This window comes from uncultured Ferrovibrio sp. (genome assembly GCF_937960835.1).
Classification (GTDB): domain Bacteria; phylum Pseudomonadota; class Alphaproteobacteria; order Ferrovibrionales; family Ferrovibrionaceae; genus Ferrovibrio.
In genome coordinates this window covers 15,514-32,722 of sequence record NZ_CALGPC010000007.1, presented here as the reverse complement: position 1 = coordinate 32,722, position 17,209 = coordinate 15,514, and the positions used below count along the sequence as shown (strand labels likewise).

At 64.3% G+C, this 17,209-nt stretch carries 17 protein-coding genes; 11 read left to right on the top strand and 6 right to left on the bottom strand.

Going from position 1 to position 17,209, the window contains the following annotated elements; translation table 11 throughout:
* Position 1 precedes the first annotated feature (1 nt).
* Entirely contained in the window at positions 2-850 is an 849-nt protein-coding gene (locus tag Q0603_RS07715) for a hypothetical protein (RefSeq protein WP_298724289.1), read from the top strand.
* Here the strand turns inward: Q0603_RS07715 and Q0603_RS07710 are convergent.
* Complete coding sequence (locus tag Q0603_RS07710; RefSeq protein ID WP_298724287.1) at positions 847-1,797, bottom strand: diacylglycerol kinase family protein; 951 nt, start codon at positions 1,795-1,797, stop codon at positions 847-849. The genes Q0603_RS07715 and Q0603_RS07710 overlap by 4 nt on opposite strands.
* A gap of 126 nt (positions 1,798-1,923) precedes the next feature.
* Between Q0603_RS07710 and Q0603_RS07705 the strand changes: the two genes are divergently transcribed.
* From Q0603_RS07705 to Q0603_RS07675, 7 genes are all read left to right on the top strand, one after another.
* Positions 1,924-2,436, top strand: coding sequence for a thermonuclease family protein (locus tag Q0603_RS07705; RefSeq protein ID WP_298724285.1), 513 nt, complete (start codon positions 1,924-1,926; stop codon positions 2,434-2,436).
* A gap of 78 nt (positions 2,437-2,514) precedes the next feature.
* The gene (gene rplU / locus Q0603_RS07700; protein WP_298724283.1) at positions 2,515-2,823 is read left to right on the top strand and encodes a 50S ribosomal protein L21; all 309 of its coding nucleotides are present in this window, start codon (positions 2,515-2,517) and stop codon (positions 2,821-2,823) included.
* Positions 2,824-2,853: 30 nt separating this feature from the next.
* Positions 2,854-3,114, top strand: a complete 261-nt coding sequence (gene rpmA, locus Q0603_RS07695; protein ID WP_298724281.1) for a 50S ribosomal protein L27 — start codon at positions 2,854-2,856, stop codon at positions 3,112-3,114.
* A 94-nt stretch (positions 3,115-3,208) separates the two neighbouring features.
* The gene (gene obgE / locus Q0603_RS07690) at positions 3,209-4,231 is read left to right on the top strand and encodes a GTPase ObgE (RefSeq protein ID WP_298724279.1); all 1,023 of its coding nucleotides are present in this window, start codon (positions 3,209-3,211) and stop codon (positions 4,229-4,231) included.
* 74 nt (positions 4,232-4,305) lie between these two features.
* On the top strand, positions 4,306-5,421 hold the full coding sequence (gene proB / locus Q0603_RS07685; RefSeq protein ID WP_298724278.1) for a glutamate 5-kinase: 1,116 nt from the start codon (positions 4,306-4,308) through the stop codon (positions 5,419-5,421).
* Between the two features lie 11 nt (positions 5,422-5,432).
* The gene (locus tag Q0603_RS07680) at positions 5,433-6,725 is read left to right on the top strand and encodes a glutamate-5-semialdehyde dehydrogenase (RefSeq protein WP_298724276.1); all 1,293 of its coding nucleotides are present in this window, start codon (positions 5,433-5,435) and stop codon (positions 6,723-6,725) included.
* Positions 6,726-6,761: 36 nt separating this feature from the next.
* Positions 6,762-7,358 (top strand): nicotinate-nucleotide adenylyltransferase, encoded by a 597-nt coding sequence (locus Q0603_RS07675; protein WP_298724274.1) that lies wholly within the window; start codon positions 6,762-6,764, stop codon positions 7,356-7,358.
* Here Q0603_RS07675 and Q0603_RS07670 read toward each other — a convergent pair.
* The 4 genes from Q0603_RS07670 to thrS form a co-directional block, all read right to left on the bottom strand.
* Entirely contained in the window at positions 7,355-9,133 is a 1,779-nt protein-coding gene (locus Q0603_RS07670) for an OPT family oligopeptide transporter (RefSeq protein ID WP_298724358.1), read from the bottom strand. The two genes, Q0603_RS07675 and Q0603_RS07670, sit on opposite strands and share 4 nt — an antisense overlap.
* Positions 9,134-9,174: 41 nt before the next feature.
* Positions 9,175-10,152: an NADPH:quinone oxidoreductase family protein gene (locus Q0603_RS07665; RefSeq protein ID WP_366132464.1), complete on the bottom strand. Its 978-nt coding sequence runs from the start codon at positions 10,150-10,152 to the stop codon at positions 9,175-9,177.
* Between the two features lie 108 nt (positions 10,153-10,260).
* Positions 10,261-10,803, bottom strand: coding sequence for a translation initiation factor IF-3 (gene infC, locus Q0603_RS07660; RefSeq protein WP_298724356.1), 543 nt, complete (start codon positions 10,801-10,803; stop codon positions 10,261-10,263).
* 58 nt (positions 10,804-10,861) lie between these two features.
* A complete protein-coding gene (thrS, locus tag Q0603_RS07655; RefSeq protein ID WP_298724270.1) occupies positions 10,862-12,850 on the bottom strand; it encodes a threonine--tRNA ligase in 1,989 nt (662 codons plus the stop codon).
* Positions 12,851-13,005: 155 nt separating this feature from the next.
* Between thrS and Q0603_RS07650 the strand changes: the two genes are divergently transcribed.
* The 3 genes from Q0603_RS07650 (at position 13,006) to Q0603_RS07640 (ending at position 15,954) form a co-directional block, all read left to right on the top strand.
* Positions 13,006-13,842: an amino acid racemase gene (locus Q0603_RS07650; RefSeq protein WP_298724268.1), complete on the top strand. Its 837-nt coding sequence runs from the start codon at positions 13,006-13,008 to the stop codon at positions 13,840-13,842.
* Between the two features lie 19 nt (positions 13,843-13,861).
* Complete coding sequence (locus Q0603_RS07645; RefSeq protein WP_298724266.1) at positions 13,862-14,785, top strand: LysR substrate-binding domain-containing protein; 924 nt, start codon at positions 13,862-13,864, stop codon at positions 14,783-14,785.
* Between the two features lie 137 nt (positions 14,786-14,922).
* Complete coding sequence (locus tag Q0603_RS07640; protein WP_298724263.1) at positions 14,923-15,954, top strand: amino acid ABC transporter substrate-binding protein; 1,032 nt, start codon at positions 14,923-14,925, stop codon at positions 15,952-15,954.
* Positions 15,955-16,018: 64 nt separating this feature from the next.
* Here the strand turns inward: Q0603_RS07640 and Q0603_RS07635 are convergent, their stop codons facing one another.
* Positions 16,019-17,206: a glycosyltransferase family 4 protein gene (locus Q0603_RS07635; RefSeq protein WP_298724261.1), complete on the bottom strand. Its 1,188-nt coding sequence runs from the start codon at positions 17,204-17,206 to the stop codon at positions 16,019-16,021.
* Positions 17,207-17,209: the final 3 nt, after the last annotated feature.

The window sequence follows — 17,209 nt, the reverse complement described above, 5'->3', positions numbered from 1 at the left end:
GATGCGCAGCAATGGTCAGGACATCCTTCTGCGGCGCATCGTTGATGCGCTCTCTCCGATCCCGGGCATCGACGTCATCACGCTCGGCGGCTTACGCGCGCGCGGCGTAGCATCGACGGAATCCGATTACGACATCGGCCTCTATTACGATCCCCGCCATGTCTTTGACCTGGCTGCGCTGCAAGCGGCCGTTTCCGCTCTGGATGAAGACGCATCGCTGACGCCCATCGCCGGCTGGGGACCCTGGATCAACGGCGGCGGCTGGCTGACGGTCGATGGCCAGCGCGTCGATCTTCTGTATCGCGATCTCTACAAGGTGCGCATGGTGATCGACGATTGCTGCATGGGCCGCGTCACCACGCATTACCAGCCCGGCCATCCGCATGGCTTCGTCTCCGCCATCTATATGGGCGGAGTCGCTCATGGCCGTGCGCTGTGGGATCCGACCAATGCCTTCGCCGCCCTGAAGCGGCTGACAACGCCCTATCCCGATGCACTGCGTGAGGCTTTGCCGCAGGCCTTCCAATGGGAAGCCGAATTCGCCCTGAGCAATGCCGAAAAGAGCCTGCATCGCGGCGATCTCTGTTATCTTTCCGGCTGCGTCTTCCGCTGCGTATCCTGCCTCTGCCAGGTGCTGTTCGCGTTGAACGGCGAATATCTGCTGAACGAGAAGAATGCCGTCGCCCAGGCCGACGGGTTCACTCTGGCGCCGCGGCATTTTTGCAGCGGCGTCGAAAGCGTCTTCATGGCCATCGGCAATGGCGCACCGGAAGACGGTCTTGAACGCCTGCGGCAGATGGTGCGCGAGACCGCCGCCTTGGTGCGTGGCGGCGAATTCGATCTGGCCTAGGCGACGGCTTCGCCGGCGCTTGCAGCCATGGGCTGCGCCAATGCGCTGCCAGGCGGCACGATCAACTTTATCGCCCGCGCGCCGATCCTCACTTTTGCCGGCAGGTAGGTCACGATATCACCATCGGCCTGCACGGGCTCCGTCTTTGGGCCGAAAATGTCGATGCGATGGCCGCGCACCAGTTCGATCTCCGGCAATCTGTGCAACCGCCCCAGCATCAGCGCCGCCGCCGCGCGCAGGACGCCGGCGCGCCCGCTTTTCCTGAACAGGCAGACCTCAAAGGCGGGATCGTTCAGTCGCGCATGCGGCGCGCAGACGAATTTGCCGCCATAGAAATGCCCCTTGGCGATGACGGCCGAAGCACAAGCGTAATCCACGCCATCGATCGCCAGCCGGAATCCCGGCCCGTCATAGCGGATGAACTGCCGCAGGGTTTCAATCACATAGGCGCCCTTGCCGAGCCAGAATTTTTGTCGCGGCGACAGGGCCGCGACGACATGGGCATCGAAGCCGATCCCGGCCATGATGGTGAACAGGCGGTCATTCACATAGCCGGGCCAGATCCGCGCCACCGGTCCATGCAGCAAGGCCTGCGTCGCGGCAGAAGGACCAAGCGGCAATCCGATTTCCAGCGCCAGCACATTGGCAGTGCCCAGAGGAAGGATGCCAAGCGGGGCCGCATCCTCGGGCAGGCCGTTGGCGATTTCGCCGATGGTGCCGTCGCCGCCGGCCGCGACCACGGCATCGTAGCGCGCAGCAAGCGCCTCGGCGGCAAAGCGTTCCGCATCGCCGCGCCGGGTGGTCGGGCGGAACTCAGCCGCACAGCCGGCGTCTTTCAATAAATCGAGCCAGGCTTGCAGCCGGGCGCGCCTGCGCGGGTTCAGCCGGCCGGATCCCGCGGCCGGGTTGTAGATCACCAGCAGGCGGCGGCGCTGCGACACAGGCATGCGGGCCCGGATAGCAGATTTGCTCCGCCCGGTTAAGGACGGTTTTATGCCCGGCCCTGCCCGGGCGGGCGGCGCGATCTCCTCACCCCGAAGCGTGCACATATTATTGTATGCTATGCAGGCAGAATGCGGTGGCATCCGATTCTCTGGCACCTCTTCCTGCTCTTTCTGGCCGCCCCGGCCATGGCCGCCGGCCCGGTCAAGGTTGTGGACGGCGACACGCTGCAGATCGGTACGGTCACCTATCGCTTCTATGGCATCGACGCTCCGGAAAAAGACCAGATTTGCAGGAAAAACGGCGTCGACTGGCTGTGCGGGCAGGAGGCGGCGGCCTATCTGCGCCGCCTGATCGGCAACCGCCAGGTCCGCTGCCGGGAAAAGGACCGCGACCGCTATGGCCGCATCGTTGCGATCTGCTGGGCCGGCCGGATCGAGCTGAACCGGGAGATGGTCCGCGCCGGCCTGGCCTGGGCCTATACCGACTATGCCCGCGACTATGAGGATGCCGAACGGGAGGCTCAGATCGGCGGCCGCGGCTTCTGGGCCGGCGAGGCCCAGCCCGCCTGGGAATGGCGGCGGCAAAGGCGGCGCCATATAGGCCCGCAGACGGGCCAGAATCCGGGGTTGACAGCCCCTTAGCGGCAGTTATAGTGCGCGACCTCGGAATTCGGGTGGCGCCGGAAGGCTGGCGCTGCCATTTTCTTATGGAAAACCAATATGTTCGCAGTGATCAAGACCGGCGGTAAGCAGTACAAGGTGGCGGCGGGCGACGTGCTCGAGGTCGAGCTGTTGGCCGGTGAGGCCGGTGACAAGATCGAATTCGATCAGGTTCTGGCCGTCGGCAAGGGTGCCGATCTGAAGGCCGGCAAGGCGGTTGGCGCCGCCAAGGTGAAGGCCGAGGTGATCGGCCGCACCCGCGGTCCGAAGCTGATCGTCTTCAAGAAGCGCCGCCGGCAGAATTCGCGCCGCAAGAACGGTCATCGCCAGCAGTACACGGCGGTGAAGATCCTCGAGATCGCCGCCTGATCGGCGCATAGAGTTTAAGGAGACAGTTCCATGGCACACAAAAAAGCTGGCGGCTCCTCGCGCAACGGCCGCGACTCCGAGTCCAAACGCCTCGGCGTCAAGAAGTTCGGTTCGGAAGCCGTCGTCGCCGGCAACATCCTGGTCCGCCAGCGCGGCACCAAGATGCATCCGGGCAAGAATGTCGGCATCGGCAAGGATCACACCCTGTTCGCCCTCGTGGACGGCAAGGTGAAGTTCCATGACGGCAAGAATGGCCGTACTTTCGTGTCGGTGCTGCCGCCGGAGGCGTGATCTCACGCGCCTTTCCCGAGAGCATAGCAAATCGATCAAGGGGAATGGCGCAGGCCATTCCCCTTTTTCGTTTTGACGACATAGCAGCAGCACAATGAAATTCCTCGATCAGGCCAAGGTCTATATCGAAAGCGGGCATGGCGGCGCCGGCGCCGTCAGCTTCCGCCGCGAAAAGTTCATCGAGTTCGGCGGACCAGACGGCGGCAATGGCGGCAAGGGCGGCGACGTCTGGGCCGAATGCGTCGACGGCCTGAACACGCTGATCGACTACCGCTATCAGCAGCATTTCCGCGCCGCCCGCGGCGGCCATGGCATGGGCCGCCAGCGGTCCGGGGCCAATGCGCCCGACGTGGTGCTGAAAGTGCCCAAGGGTACGCAGATCTTCGCCGAGGACAACGAAACGCTGATCGCCGATCTGACGGAAGTGGGCCAGCGCGTGCTGCTGGCCAAGGGCGGCGATGGCGGCTTCGGCAACGAGCATTACAAGTCTTCCACCAACCGGGCGCCGCGCCGCGCCGATCCCGGCTGGCCCGGTGAGGAGAAGTGGATCTGGCTGCGGCTCAAGCTGATCGCCGATGCCGGTCTGGTCGGCCTGCCCAATGCCGGCAAGTCAACCTTCCTGTCGCGCGTTTCCCGCGCCAAGCCCAAGATCGCCGATTATCCCTTCACCACGCTGAAGCCCCAGCTTGGCGTGGTGAAAACCAATGACCGCGAATTCGTGCTGGCCGACCTGCCCGGCCTGATCGAAGGCGCGGCGGACGGCGCTGGTCTTGGCCATCGCTTTCTAGGCCATGTCGAGCGCTGCGCCGTCATCCTGCATCTGCTGGACGGCACGGCGGAAGATCCGGTCGCCAACTGGAAACTCATCCGCAAGGAACTGAAGGCCTACGGCGCCGGGCTGGACAAGAAGCCCGAGATCATCGGCCTCAACAAGATCGACGCCCTGAGCGAAGAGGAAGTGAAGGAAAAGCTGACCAAGCTCAGGCGCTCGGCCAAACGGCCGGTCTTTGCGCTGTCCGGCGTCTCCGGCGCGGGCGTGGATGAAGTCGTCGCCAAGCTCTACGAGGTGATCGCCGAAGCGCGCGCCGCGGAGAAGGCGGAGGCGGAAAATGCGTGATCGGCGCTCTACTCCCCTGACGTCATGCCACCGCCTGGCCGTGGCATGACGGCTGTTTTTGTATCGAGTTCGCTATGACTGATGCTTTGAAGAAAGCAAAACGCGTTGTCGTCAAGGTCGGCTCGTCCCTGCTGGTCGACAGCGAGAAGGGCACCCTGCGGGCCGCATGGCTGAATGCGCTGGTCGATGACATCGCTGCCCTGCGTGAAGAGGGCAAGGACGTGCTGGTGGTTTCCTCCGGCGCGATTGCGCTTGGCCGCCGCATTCTCGGCCTGCCGGGCAAAACCCTGCGTCTGGATGAAAGCCAGGCGGCGGCGGCGGCCGGGCAGATCCGTCTGTCGGCGGCCTGGCAGGAAGCGCTGGCGCGGCATGATCTGAAGACCGCGCAGATCCTGCTTACCTTGGGCGATACGGAATCGCGGCGGCATTACCTCAACGCTCGCGAAACCGTGCACACGCTCCTCAAGCTCGGCGTCGTTCCCGTGATCAACGAGAACGACACGGTGGCGACGGCGGAAATCCGCTTCGGCGACAACGACCGCCTGGCGGCCCGCGTCGCGCAGATGATCTCGGCCGACTGCCTGGTGCTGCTGTCCGATATCGACGGCCTTTATTCGGCCGATCCCGGCCTCGATCCCAATGCCAAATTCTTCCCTGTGATCGAGCAGATTACGCCCGAAATCGAAGCGATGGCCGGCGTGTCGCGCTCCGGCCTTGGCCGCGGCGGCATGATCACCAAGATTCTCGCGGCCAAGATCGCAGTGGGTGCGGGCTGCGCCATGGTGATCGCCAACGGCAAGGTGATGCATCCGGTAAAATCGATCCGCGATGGCGGACGCTGCAGCTGGTTCCTGGCGGAAGGAACGCCAAGCGCGGCGCGCAAGCAATGGATCGCCGGCCATCTCAACCCGCAGGGCTCGATCACCGTCGATGCCGGCGCGGTGAAGGCGCTGAAGCAGGGCCGCTCGCTGCTGCCCGCTGGCGTGACCGATGTCGAAGGCCGCTTCCAGCGCGGCGATTTGGTGCGCGTGCTCGATCCCGAGGGCATCGAGATCGCGGTGGGCTTAAGCGCCTATGCCGATGAAGATGCGCGCCGCATCAAAGGCCATAAATCCGGCGACATCGCGGAGATTCTCGGCTACGGTGGCCGTGACGAGATGATCCACCGCGACGATCTGGTTCTGCGTTAAGGACGATACCGATGACCGCGCATGCGACGATCTCCGACACGACCGCTTCCATTGCCGCCCTGATGGATCAGATGGGCCGCGACGCGAAAGCCGCCGCCGCCATTCTGGCCACCGCCTCGACTGGACAGAAGAACGCCGCGCTGCGCGCCGCCGCTCAGGCCTTGCAAACGCGCGAGGCAGAGATTCTTGCTGCCAACGCTGAAGATATGGCAGCTGGCAGGCAGAAGGGCCTGAGCGCGGCCCTGCTGGATCGTTTGATGCTGAACAGCAAACGGATTGCCGGGATCGCGCAAGGTCTGGAAGAGATCGCCGCCCTGCCCGATCCGGTCGGCGGCGTGATCGCCGAATGGACGCGGCCGAATGGTTTGAAGATTCAGCGCGTGCGCACGCCGCTCGGCGTGATCGGCGTGATCTTCGAAAGCCGCCCCAATGTCACCGCCGATGCCGGTGGGCTCTGCCTGAAGGCGGGCAATGCCTGCATTTTGCGCGGCGGCTCTGAAAGCTTTAGGTCCAGCCGCGCCATCCATGCCTGCCTGGTGGAAGGATTGAAGAGCGCCAAATTGCCGGAAGCGGCGATCCAGCTTGTGCCCACCACCGACCGCGCCATGGTCGGCGCCATGCTGACCTCGCCGCAATGGCTGGATGTCATCGTGCCCCGCGGCGGCAAGTCGCTGGTGGCGCGCGTGCAGTCGGAAAGCCGCGTGCCGGTCTTCGCGCATCTCGAAGGCAACTGCCATATCTATGTCGAGGAAAGCGCCGATCCCGACATGGCCGAGCGCGTGGTGGTGAATGCCAAGCTGCGGCGCACCGGCGTCTGCGGAGCGGCCGAGACATTGCTGGTGGAACGCAGCGCTGCCAAAACCCTGCTGCCCCGGCTCGTGAAAGCCCTGCTGGACAAAGGCTGCGAAGTGCGCGGCGATGCCGAGGTGCAGGCAGCCGACGCCCGCGTGAAGCCCGCCACCGAAGAGGATTGGGCGACCGAGTATCTCGATGCCATCATCGCCGCCAAGGTGGTCGATGGCCTGGATGATGCCATCCGGCATATCTCCACCTATGGCTCGCATCACACCGAAGCGATTCTCACCGGGGATACCGGCCATGCTGCCACCTTCATGAACCGGCTGGACAGCGCCATCCTGCTGCATAACGCCTCCACGCAGTTTGCCGATGGCGGCGAGTTCGGCATGGGGGCGGAGATCGGCATTGCCACCGGCAAGATGCATGCCCGCGGACCGGTCGGCGTCGAGCAGTTGACGACCTTCAAGTATCTCGTGCACGGTAACGGTCAGGTTCGGCCCGACTAAACCCATCCTTTTTTGAAACGGCAGCGCGATCCATCCATGATCCCATCCTTCGGTTCGCGCCTGTCATTGCGGATTGGATTGCTGGGCGGCTCGTTCAATCCCGCCCATGCCGCGCATCGCGAGATCAGCCTGATCGCATTGCACCGGCTGAAGCTCGATCAGGTCTGGTGGCTGGTCAGCCCGCAGAATCCGCTCAAGACAGCCGACGGCATGGCGCCGCTGGCCGAGCGCCTGGCCGGCGCGGCGCAGGTCGCCGCGCATCCGCGCATCAAGGTCACCGCCATCGAGACGCGGCTCGGCACCCGCTATACCGCCGATACGCTGGAGCATCTGCGGCGCCACTATCCGAATCTGCGCTTCGTCTGGCTGATGGGGGCCGACAATCTCAACCAGATCCGCTACTGGGACCGCTGGGAGGACATCGCGCGCAGCATGCCGATTGCCGTGCTCGACCGCCCCGGCCATAACCTGACCGCGCCGCAAAGCCTGGCCGGCCGCTATATGAATCGCTGGCGCCTGCCGCAGCATGAGGCGGCCGCGCTCGCCAGCCTGCAGCCGCCATGCTTCCTGCTGCTGAAGTCAAAGCTCAATCCGTTGAGCGCAACCGCGCTGCGACAGCGCAAAGCTGGCTAGTCCAGCGCGCGCAAGGCCAGCGTCGCCACGCCGATCAGGCTCTCGCCGGCCACCAGTCCGGCGGCCAGTCCAACCACATGCCGCTCCGCCCATTGCGGCGCGATACGCGCAATCAGCGCCGCCGCTGCCGCACCCAGGAAGAGCGAGATCGCATTCCAGGCCGGCACCACGAAAGCCAGGCCAATCGCCGGCGCACTCGGCAGCCAGCGCGCATGGCGCGGCGGCAGCATCTGTTCGGCCAGCGCAAGGATCACGCCCAGCACGGCTGCGACTGCCATGGCCGGCAACGCGCCGGTCGGGATCGAAGCCAGCCCAGCCGTCAGCACTTCCGCCACCGCTTTCCAGGTCGCCACTGCCGGGGCCGGCCATTCCGGCGTGATCAGCATGCTGCGCGGATCGGGGATCAGCAGCAGATAGACAATCGAGCCGACGACGCTGCCGACGATGACGCCGAAGAACTGCGCCAGGATCTGAAAGCGGAAGGTCGCCCCGATCAGCATGCCGGTTTTCAGATCCTGCATCAGATCGGCGCATTGCCCCGCCGCGCCGCCGGTGATGTTTGCCGTCATCAGATTGGTGCCGATCTGGCCGGGGGCGAGGATGCTGTAGGCAAGCTGCGTCACCTGTCCCATGGCGCCGATCGGTGTGATGCCGGTTTCGCCCGTCGCCCGCGTGGCGACGATGGCAAGGATGTAACTCACCCCCACCGCGCCGATAGCAGTCCAGAAACCGATGCCGAAGAGATGCGCTGATGTGAGCGCAATCAGCACGGCGATGGCGCTGAGCGCGAAAGCATGGCCGCGCCAGCCAAGCCCCCTCGCCCATCGCGAGGACTTCGGCTTCTTCTTGCCGCCGTAGAGGCGCAGCAGCGAGATGCCGAAGGAAACCAGCGATGCCACCACCATCAGCGTGGCGCCGGGCCAGAGCAGCCATGTGACGAGCGGCGCGAACCAGGAAGCTTGTGGCTCAATTGCCCCCGGCTCGGCCCAGCCCTGTGCGAGGACATACGGCGCAAGAAGGCCCCAGGCGACTACGGCACCCAGCAGAATCGACAATCCCGCACGCAGGCCGATGATCGCGCCGAAGCCGAGCATCAGCAGCGACGGATCGAGCGTGAAGCCTAAATTGCTCAAGGTCGGCGCTGCGGCACTGCCCGGCAGCTTCAGGCCAGGACCGACACGCGGCATCGCGATGACAAGATCGTGGAAAGCCTTGATGGCGCCCGAGACGGCAGCCGCGCTGAGCAGCAGTTTGAGACGCGAAACCGCATCATCGCCGCGATCGTGGATGCGCGTCATCGTCTCGGCGGTAGCGATGCCGGCGGGAAAGCTCAGCTTCTCGCGCAGTAGCATCTGATTGCGCAGACCGGCAGCGACAATGACGCCAAGAATGCTGACGATGGCGACCCAGAAGATCAGCCAGTACCAGGGCAGCACCTGGCCGGTCAGCAAGGTCAGCGCCGGCAATGGCGCCACCAGGCCGCCGGAGATGTTCGAGGCAGCGGACGACGCCACCATCTGATTGGTGTTGTTTTCCAAAATGCCCCAGGACCGCGTGCCGATCAGAGCGCGATTGACCTGCCAGAAGCCGAAGCCCAGCAGCACGGCAGCGATCGCCATGTTGAAGGCCCAGCCGATCTTCAGGCCGCTGTAGACATTGCAGGGGGTGAGGATCGCGCCGATGACCACCCCGGTGAGGATGGCCCGAAGGGTCAGTTCCGGTTGGCGCGCAAGAGATATTGCTGGCGATGCCGCCGAGGGTCCTGCCGGGGCCATGGAAACCAAACTAGGTTTCCCGGCCGCGGCAGCAATGGCATTTACGCGACCTTGATGACGACCTTGCCGGTGGTCTTGCGCGACAGCAGGGCCTGCATCGCCTGCGGCACCTGATCCAGCGAAAATGTGGCCGAGACATGCGGCTTCAGCCGGCCCTGTTCATACAGCGCCAGCAGGGCAGCGAAATTGGCGCGGTTCTTCTGCGGCTCGCGCGCGGCGAAGGCGCCCCAGAAGACGCCGACAATGCTGCAGCCCTTGATCAGCGCCAGATTGGCCGGCGCTTCCGGAATGCGGCCCGAAGCGAAGCCGATCACCAGCAGGCGGCCATCCCAGTTGATGCAGCGCAACGACTGGTCGAAAGCATCGCCGCCGACCGCATCGTAGATCACATCGGCGCCGTTGCCGCCGGTGAGTTCCTTGACCCGGTCCTTGATGCTTTCCTTGTTGTAATTGATCACATGGGCAGCGCCGTATGCCTTCACGATCGCCGCCTTCTCGTCCGAGCCGACGGTGCCGATTACGGTGGCGCCAAGTTCGCGGCCGAGCTCGACAGCATTGAGGCCGACGCCGCCGGCCGCGCCATGCACCAGCAGCACCTCGCCCTTCTTCAGACGGCCGCGGTCCACCAGCGCGTGGTAGGTCGTGCCGTAGGTGATCGGGAAACCGGCGGCAATCTCGTAAGGCATCGAAGCCGGGATCTTGAACACATTGGCGGCGGGGCAGTTCACCTCGGTGGCAAAGGCGCCATGGCCGGTGGTCGCCATCACGCGGTCGCCGACTTTCAGGTCGCGGACGTTTTCGCCCACGGCGGCGATTTCGCCTGCGCATTCCATGCCCGGCGCGAAGGGAAAGCTTGGCTTGAACTGATACTTGCCGGCGATCATCAGCGTGTCGGGGAAGTTCAGCCCGGCGGCATGCACCTTGATGCGCACGTCCTTCGGCCCCAGCGCGGGCAGGGCAAGCTCCTTGAGCTGCAGGCTTTCCGGCCCGCCCCAGGCCTCGCATACCATTGCCTTCACGCTGGCCGCTGCCGACATCGTTCGCTCCCTATCGTCTGGTTCTGGATCTGGTTTTTTGGATAAAGAAATGGCGCCGGACGAAACATCCGGCGCCATGCCAGCTCCTGCTTATTTGGGAGCCATCACCATCGTCATCTGCCGCCCTTCCATCTTGGGCGTCTGCTCGACCTTGGCCTTGTCGTTGAGATCCTCGCGCACCCGGTCCAGCAGCTTCATGCCGAGTTCCTGATGCGCCATCTCGCGGCCGCGGAAGCGAAGCGTGACCTTGACCTTGTCACCCTCTTCGAGGAAGCGCTGCATCGCCTTCATCTTCACGTCATAGTCATGCGTGTCGATCATCGGGCGCAGCTTGATTTCCTTGATCTCGATGACCTTCTGCTTCTTGCGCGCCTCGGCCGCCTTCTTCTGGGCCTCGTACTTGTACTTGCCGTAATCGAGGACCTTGGCGACGGGGGGCTGTGCAGTCGGCGAAATTTCCACCAGGTCGAGGCCGGCCTCTTCGGCGATCCGGAGAGCTTCGCGGATCGGAACGACGCCGCGGTTCTCGCCGGAGGCATCGATCAGTCGAACGCTGGGGACGTCGATTTCAAAATTGACCCGCGGGCCGTCGGTTTTCGGCTGCGGCGGGGCATTAAACGGGGGACGGGCTATGACGCGCTCCTATAGTCGTTTCAGCAAAATCAGTGGGTTAGCCGAAGGCATGCCTGGCTCAGGCCTGCGGCATGCGGGCTTCGGCGGTCAATCTAGCAATCGCTTCGGCTAAAGCAATGGTTTCCTGACGCTCTTCGCCCAGGCGCCGCAGGGTCACAGTGCCCTGCTCGGCCTCCTTCTTGCCGACCACGATGATGACCGGGATCTTGGCGAGGCTCAGCTCGCGGATCTTGTAGTTGATCTTCTCGTTGCGCAGATCGGTATCGGCCCGCAGGCCCGCGGCATCGAGCTGGTCCGCCACCTGGCGGGCATAGTCGTCGCAATCCGACACGATCGGCGCCACCACCGCCTGGACCGGCGCCATCCAGAGCGGCAGCTTGCCCGCATAATGCTCCAGCAGGATGCCGATGAAGCGCTCGAAGCTGCCGAGGATGGCTCGGTGCAGCATCACCGGGCGGTGGCGCTGGCCATCGGCGCCGACATATTCCGCGCCCAGCCGCTCGGGCAGCACGAAGTCGACCTGCAGGGTGCCGCATTGCCAGTCGCGGCCGATGGTGTCGCGCAGCACGAATTCCAGCTTCGGGCCATAGAAGGCACCCTCGCCGGGATTGAGGGTGTAGTCGAGGCCGGCGGCGACGCAGGCTTCCTTCAGCGCGCTCTCGGCCTTGTCCCAGGTGGCATCCGAACCGGCGCGCTTTTCCGGCCGGTCGGAGAATTTCACCCGGATGTCGGTAAAGCCCATGTCGTGGTAGATGCTCTTCAGCAGTTCGCAGAACTGCTTGCTCTCCGAGATGATCTGATCCTCGGTGCAGAAGATATGCGCATCGTCCTGGGTGAAGTTGCGCACCCGCATGATGCCGTGCAGCGCGCCGCCCGGCTCGAAGCGGTGGCAGGAGCCGAACTCGGCCATGCGCAGGGGCAGATCGCGATAGGACTTGAGCCCCTGATTGAAGATCTGCACATGGCAGGGGCAGTTCATCGGCTTCAGCGCGAAGACCCGCTCGTTGGGATCGCTGCCGTATTCGCGGATGCCCTGCTCGTTCTCCGCCAGATACATGTTCTCGCGGAACTTCTCCCAGTGGCCCGAAGCCTCCCAGAGCTTGCGGTCGACGAGCTGCGGCGTGCGCACCTCGACATACTTCGCCTTTTCCAGCCGGTTGCGCATGTAGCGCTCCAGCGTGCGGTACAGCGTCCAGCCCTTCGGGTGCCAGAACACCATGCCGGCGGCTTCTTCCTGCTGATGGAACAGGCCCATCTCCTTGCCAAGCCGGCGATGGTCGCGCTTTTCGGCCTCTTCCAGCCGCTTCAGATAGGCGTCGAGTTCCTTCTGATCGCGCCAGGCCGTCGCATAGATGCGCTGCAGCTGGCGGTTTTTGGCATCGCCGCGCCAGTAGGCGCCCGAGACCTTCATCAGCTTGAAAACCGGCGGCAGCTTGCCGGTGGAGGGCAGATGCGGGCCGACGCAGAGATCGAGCCAGGTATCGCCCTGGCGATAGATCGAGATCGGCTCGCCGCGCTTGGCGATCTCGGCCACCCATTCGGCCTTGTAGGTCTCGCCGATGGACTTGAAATACTCGACCGCCTTTTCCGGCGACCATTCCTCGCGCTTGATCGGCAGGTCACGCTGCACGATCTCGCGCATGCGCTGCTCGATCTTGGCAAAGTCGTCGGGCGTGAAGGGCTCGTCGCGGACGAAATCGTAATAGAAGCCGTCTTCGGTGGCGGGGCCGAAGGTGATCTGGGTGCCGGGATAAAGCTCTTGCACCGCCTGGGCCAGGACATGGGCGCCGTCATGGCGGATCAGCTCAAGGACTTCAGCCTCGTTCTTGTCCTTCAGCGTGACGATCTCAAGCCTGGCGTCCCGGGTGATCGGGGTGGCCAGATCCTTCAGCACACCGTCCAGCCGGATCGCCAGGGCCGCCTTGGCCAGGCCCGCGCCGATCGAAGCGGCCACTTCCGTTCCCGTCGTGCCGGCCGCGTAAGTTCGGACGCTGCCATCGGGCAGCGTGACGCGGATTTCGGCGGCGGAAACGGCAGAACTGGACATGGTTTATGAACCTCCAAGGGGGCGCAGCCTAGCCGTCTGGCCCCCCCTGTCAAGGCGGGCGGGCCAGGGTGGCCAGATAGTTATTCCGCTTCCGCATAACCCCTGCCCGACTTGGCATTGGCCGGACGTAGCCGGCTTTGTCATGGTCTGCAGCCATGGGTCAGCATCAAGCGATCACCATGCCGCCGGTCACTGCCGCCGTCCCTTTGCGGCGGCGGCTATTAGGCGTGCTGGGCGGCATGGGGCCGCTCGCCACCGCCGATTTCCTGCGCAAGCTGATCGAACTGACCCCTGCCGCCTGCGATCAGGAGCATGTGCCCCTCATCGTGTACTCGGTGCCCCAGATTCCCGACCGCTCGAGCTGCATCGAAGGCCGGGGCGCCTCGCCGCTGCCCGCCATGCTGGCCGGATTGCGCTGCCTGGAAGCCGCGGGGGCGGAGATTATCGCCATGCCCTGCAACACGGCGCATTACTGGTACGACCCGCTTTGCCGTCAAACCGGGGCCGAATTCCTGCATATCGTCGACACCGTCGCCGATGCGCTCCTCCGCCAGAATGTGGCGGCATGTCCAGTGGGCCTGCTGGCCACCACCGGCACCATCCGCGCCGATATCTATGGCAGTCGCCTGGCCGGGCGCGGCTACAGTCTGATCCTGCCCGGCGCGCGCCAGCAGGAAGACCTCGTCATGGCGGGCATTCGCGCAGTGAAGGCCGGCCGCCTTTCGCAGGCGCATGGCCTGCTGCAATCGGCTGCCGCCGATCTGGCGGCGGCTGGCGCCAGGGCGGTGATTCTGGGCTGCACCGAAATCCCGCTTGCCCTGCCACAGACCGACTGGCGCCTGGATGTGGCGCGGATCGATGCGACCGAAGCGCTGGCTCAGGCCTGCATCGCCCGCAGCCTGGCCGTGAGCGTTTCCGCCGTCCCGGCACAGACAGCTACAACGCTGGCAGCTGCAACGCTGGCAGCTGCAACGCTGGCCGAAGCCGTTTAGGGCATGCAAAGATACCGGCATGGAACTGAAGTGGCTGGAAGATTTCATCAGTCTTGCCAATACCGGCAGCTTCTCGCGCTCGGCCGAGGAGCGCAATGTGACCCAGCCCGCCTTCAGCCGCCGCATCAAAGCGCTGGAATTCTGGCTCGGCGCGCCGCTTGTGGACCGCAGCACCTATCCGACCGTGCTGACGCCCGCTGGCCGCGCCTTTCGGGATGTGGCGGAAAGCATGCTGCGGCAGATCTACCAGCTGCGTGACGAACTGCGCCAGGCCGAACATCAGGCGCGCAGCACCATCCGCTTTGCAGCGCTGCATACCCTGTCGCTGACCTTCTTTCCCGCCTGGCTGCGGCGCATCAGCGAGGGCGTAGGCCGGCTGAACACCACCATGATGGCCGACAACATGCACGATTGCATGCAGGCTTTGGTCACGGGCACCTGCGACTTCTTGCTCACCTATGCGCATCCGGGCGTACCGCTGCTGCTCGACCCGCGCCGCTATCCATCCGTCGTGCTTGCCGAAGATAAAATCCTGCCGGTCTGTGCGCCAGGCCCGGAGCGCAAGCCGCTTTATTCCCTGCCTGGTACCGCGCGGGCGCCGCTGCCTTATCTTGCCTATTCGCCGGACACCTTTCTTGGCCGCATCGTCGAGGTGGCGATTACTACCGGCCGGCAGCGCGGACCGCACCTGTCCGTCATCTACGAGAATTCAATGGCCGAGGCACTGAAGGCGATGGCGGTGGAAGGACAGGGCATCGCATGGCTGCCGGCAAGCTCCATTAAACGCGAACTCAAGACGGGGGACCTCGTTCCTGCCGGCGATGAAAGCTGGAACCGCAGCATGGAAATCCGGCTCTATCGCACCGGCGATCTGGGGCGGCCGAAGATGGAAGAAGTCTGGTCGCTGGTCTGCCGGCAAGCCGAACAGAAAGATTCTGCTTAACCCCTGATCAGGCTGCCAAAAATAGCCGCACCCTCCCCTTATGCCAAATTTGCATAGTTCATTGCCATTCGGCATTGGCAACTGGCTGGGGATGTGAGTAGCGTAATCCGGTTGAACAAACGGGGGAATCCATGTGGATGAAAAAAAGCTTTAAAGGGATGCTTACCGCCATCGGCGCTGTTGCCGGCATGGCATTGGCGCAGAACGCCGCTGCCGGCCCGACCTTCGATGCGGTCAAGGCCAAGGGTTTCGTGCAATGCGGTGTCAACGGCAGCGTTGCCGGCTTCAGCGCGCCGGATTCGCAGGGCCAGTGGAAGGGTATCGACATCGACCTCTGCAAGGCCATCGCGGCGGCAATGTTTGGCGATGCCTCCAAAGTGCGCTTCACGCCAACAACCGCGCAGCAGCGTTTCGTGGCGTTGCAATCGGGCGAAATCGATGTGCTGACCCGCAACGCAACGCAGACCTTGATGCGCGATGTCTCGCTGGGTCTGCGTGAGGCCGGTGTGAACTTCTATGACGGCCAGGGCTTCCTGGTGTCGAAGAAGCTCGGCGTCAAATCCGCCAAGGAACTCGGCGGCGCCACGATCTGCGTGCAGCCCGGCACCACCACGGAGCTGAATCTTGCCGATTACTTCCGCAAGGCAGGCATGACCTACAAGGCCGTGGTGATCGAGAAAGTGGATGAAAACATCGCCGCCTTCTCCTCGGGACGCTGTGACGTCTACACCACCGACGCTTCGCAGCTGGCTGCGATCCGCGTGACGGCGCTGAGCAATCCCGACGACTACATCATTCTGCCCGAGCTCATTTCCAAGGAACCGCTGGGACCGATGGTGCGCCAGGGCGATGAGCAATGGTATCAGGTCGTCAAATGGACCCTGATGGCGATGAAGGAAGCCGAGGAACTTGGCATCACCTCGCAGAACGTCGACCAGATGCTCAAGAGCGAGGATCCCGGCATCAAGCGCTTCCTCGGTGTCACGCCCGGCTTTGGCAAGGGCATCGGCCTGGACGAAAAATGGGCCTATGAAATCGTCAAGCAGGTCGGCAACTATGGTGAAAGCTTCGAGCGCAATGTCGGCAAGGGCAGCCCGATCAAGCTGGACCGCGGCCTGAACGATCTGTGGACCAGGGGTGGCCTGATGTACGCCATCCCGTTCCGCTGATCAGAAGCCTGAAAACTGTAATATCCCAGAACTGCAAGACGTTGTGACGGCGCCACGGGCGCCGTCACGCATGTTCGGGGAACAGCAAATCCGTATAGACCCTGATATAGGCCGCGCACATCGTATCGACGGTGAAATGCTCGGCCACATGGCGGCGCGCCCGTTCGGCAATCGCCATCCGCCGCTCAGGCGTCAGCTTCAGCGCTTCCTCCAGCGCATCCGCCAGCGCAATCGCATCATTCGGCGGCACCAGCCAGCCGGTTTCTCCAGGCAGCACGGTTTCGCGGGCGCCGCCATGATTGGTGGCGATCACCGGCTTGCCCATCGCCTGGCCTTCCACAGCGATGCGGCCGAAGCCCTCCGGCTCGATGCTGGCGGAGACCACCACATCGGCCAGCATGTAGGCCGCCGGCATGTCCTTGCAGTCGCCCGGCATGCGCACGCAGCGATCAAGCCCGAGCTGCACGATCATGCCTTCCAGTTCGGCGCGGTATGTCTCGCGGCCCTGATGATCGCCGACCAGTACGGCGATGAAATCCTGCTTGCCGCGGCGCCTGGTCAACTCGGCCAGCGCGCGCAGCAGCACCGCATGACCCTTCCAGCGCGTCAGCCGGCCCGGCAGCAGGATCACCGGCAGGCCGTCGACCAGCCGCCATTGCTGCTGCAACTTCGCGATGCGGTCGGGATAGACACGGGAGGGATCGAATTTCGCCAGATCCGTGCCGCGCGCAATGACAGTGATCAGCGACCGCGGCACGCCGAAGGTCTTATGCGCATACTCGCCGACGAAATCGGAGATTGCCACCACGCGGTCGCCCTTGGCCATCGGCCCGGCCCAGAAGCGCTTGAACCAGTTATGCGCCTTGTAGGCGTTGTGAAAGGTCGTCACCAGCGGCACGCCGCAGCGCCGGGCGGCGGCGCGCGCAGACCAGGCCGGAGCGCGCGAGCGCACATGAACCAGATCGACCGGCAGGCTGCGGATCAGCTCTTCCAGCCGGTCGGTATTCCGACGCATGACGAGGGGATTCTTGCTCGCGACAGGCAGCGTGAAATGCTTGGCACCGGCGCGCTCCAGCTCGCGCACCATCGGGCCGCCCTCGGAGACCACGTAGGATACCCAGCCAGCCCTGGCCAGAGCCTTGGCGGTATCAACCGTGCCGCGCTCCACCCCCCCGGTGACAAGCGCAGGTAGCACCTGCAGCACAGCGGGAGGACGGCCGCCTTCTGGACGTTCGGCGGGCGCTGCGGTCATAGT

Excerpts from the sequence above, each read along its gene's own strand:
- Q0603_RS07715 (WP_298724289.1), top strand. The coding sequence starts at position 2 with ATGCGCAGCAATGGTCAGGACATCCTTCTGCGGCGCATCGTTGATGCG.
- Q0603_RS07710 (WP_298724287.1), bottom strand. The coding sequence starts at position 1,797 with ATGCCTGTGTCGCAGCGCCGCCGCCTGCTGGTGATCTACAACCCGGCC.
- Q0603_RS07705 (WP_298724285.1), top strand. The coding sequence starts at position 1,924 with ATGCGGTGGCATCCGATTCTCTGGCACCTCTTCCTGCTCTTTCTGGCC.
- rplU (WP_298724283.1), top strand. The coding sequence starts at position 2,515 with ATGTTCGCAGTGATCAAGACCGGCGGTAAGCAGTACAAGGTGGCGGCG.
- rpmA (WP_298724281.1), top strand. The coding sequence starts at position 2,854 with ATGGCACACAAAAAAGCTGGCGGCTCCTCGCGCAACGGCCGCGACTCC.
- obgE (WP_298724279.1), top strand. The coding sequence starts at position 3,209 with ATGAAATTCCTCGATCAGGCCAAGGTCTATATCGAAAGCGGGCATGGC.
- proB (WP_298724278.1), top strand. The coding sequence starts at position 4,306 with ATGACTGATGCTTTGAAGAAAGCAAAACGCGTTGTCGTCAAGGTCGGC.
- Q0603_RS07680 (WP_298724276.1), top strand. The coding sequence starts at position 5,433 with ATGACCGCGCATGCGACGATCTCCGACACGACCGCTTCCATTGCCGCC.
- Q0603_RS07675 (WP_298724274.1), top strand. The coding sequence starts at position 6,762 with ATGATCCCATCCTTCGGTTCGCGCCTGTCATTGCGGATTGGATTGCTG.
- Q0603_RS07670 (WP_298724358.1), bottom strand. The coding sequence starts at position 9,133 with ATGGCCCCGGCAGGACCCTCGGCGGCATCGCCAGCAATATCTCTTGCG.
- thrS (WP_298724270.1), bottom strand. The coding sequence starts at position 12,850 with ATGTCCAGTTCTGCCGTTTCCGCCGCCGAAATCCGCGTCACGCTGCCC.
- Q0603_RS07650 (WP_298724268.1), top strand. The coding sequence starts at position 13,006 with ATGGGTCAGCATCAAGCGATCACCATGCCGCCGGTCACTGCCGCCGTC.
- Q0603_RS07645 (WP_298724266.1), top strand. The coding sequence starts at position 13,862 with ATGGAACTGAAGTGGCTGGAAGATTTCATCAGTCTTGCCAATACCGGC.
- Q0603_RS07640 (WP_298724263.1), top strand. The coding sequence starts at position 14,923 with ATGAAAAAAAGCTTTAAAGGGATGCTTACCGCCATCGGCGCTGTTGCC.
- Q0603_RS07635 (WP_298724261.1), bottom strand. The coding sequence starts at position 17,206 with ATGACCGCAGCGCCCGCCGAACGTCCAGAAGGCGGCCGTCCTCCCGCT.